This is a genomic window from Vibrio sp. YT-16 (genome assembly GCF_033337405.1).
In the GTDB taxonomy this organism is placed as follows: domain Bacteria; phylum Pseudomonadota; class Gammaproteobacteria; order Enterobacterales; family Vibrionaceae; genus Vibrio; species Vibrio alginolyticus.
The window spans coordinates 1-1,079 of record NZ_JAWOQQ010000144.1; the positions used below are offsets into that span (position 1 = coordinate 1).

The window sequence follows — 1,079 nt, forward strand, 5'->3', positions numbered from 1 at the left end:
GCTAACTTCATCAATGCGCGCTTTCTTTATCAAAGTACGTTTGGACCAACGCCAGCCTTGATTGATCAAGTCAAAGAAGTTGGCATTGAAAGTTGGATCAAACAACAACTTCTTCTTCCGGCGACCTATCATCGTCCTCTCTACGACACTCCTTTTAGCAAAGGAGCACAAGCAAATCGAGAAAATGCTTGGTATCAAATTGTTCTCACATCAGAAGACCAGCTTCGTCAGCGAATGGCATTTGCGTTAAGCCAAATACTCGTGGTCTCGCGCTATGGCGGAGCACTATCGAGCAAGCCAACAGGCCTAGTGGACTACTACGATGTGTTGGTGAAGCATGCTTTTGGCAACTATCGTGATCTTCTACACGAAGTGGCTATCCACCCAGCGATGGGTAACTACCTATCAATGATGGGCAGCACTAAGGAAAATCCTTCAACAGGCGCGCTACCGGATGAAAACTTTGCCAGAGAACTGATGCAGCTTTTTACGTTAGGACTTTACGAGCTAAACCTCGATGGCAGTGTAAAACGTGATCCTAAAACCGGAAAACCGCTGCCGACCTACTCTCAAACTGATATCCAAGAACTGGCCCGGGCGCTAACTGGTTGGAAAAATTCAGACACGGCATTTGTTGAACCCATGCGCGTGATAAACAGCCGACATGATAACAACGAAAAAACCGTGTTGGGAACAACCATTCCTGCGGGTTTGACCGCCCAAGAAGAGCTCTCACAAGTGCTGGATATATTGATGTCTCATCCTAACATTGCGCCGTTTGTGTCGAAGTTTTTGATTCAACGATTCGTCTCTTCTAACCCAAGTCCGGAGTACGTTGCGCGAGTTGCTCGCGTATTCAACAACAACGGAAAAGGGGTAAAAGGTGATTTAAGCGCAGTGATCCGCGCGGTTTTACTTGATAACGAAGCCATGGGGTTAACCAACACGCCGCCAATGAAAGTGAAAGAGCCCATTTTGGTGCTCACCAACTTCCACCGAGCCGCAGGCTTTACACTTACCGCTGCGCGCTATGACGGAGCAACAACAGTGATGAACACCGCAGAACAAGGCGCACTGCG

At 48.1% G+C, this 1,079-nt stretch carries 1 protein-coding gene; it reads left to right on the forward strand.

Annotation, left to right across the window (positions count from 1 at the left end):
* Positions 1-9: 9 nt before the first annotated feature.
* Positions 10-1,079: DUF1800 domain-containing protein (locus R7F07_RS25365; RefSeq protein ID WP_318110690.1), on the forward strand; the 1,070-nt coding region annotated here is incomplete at its 3' end.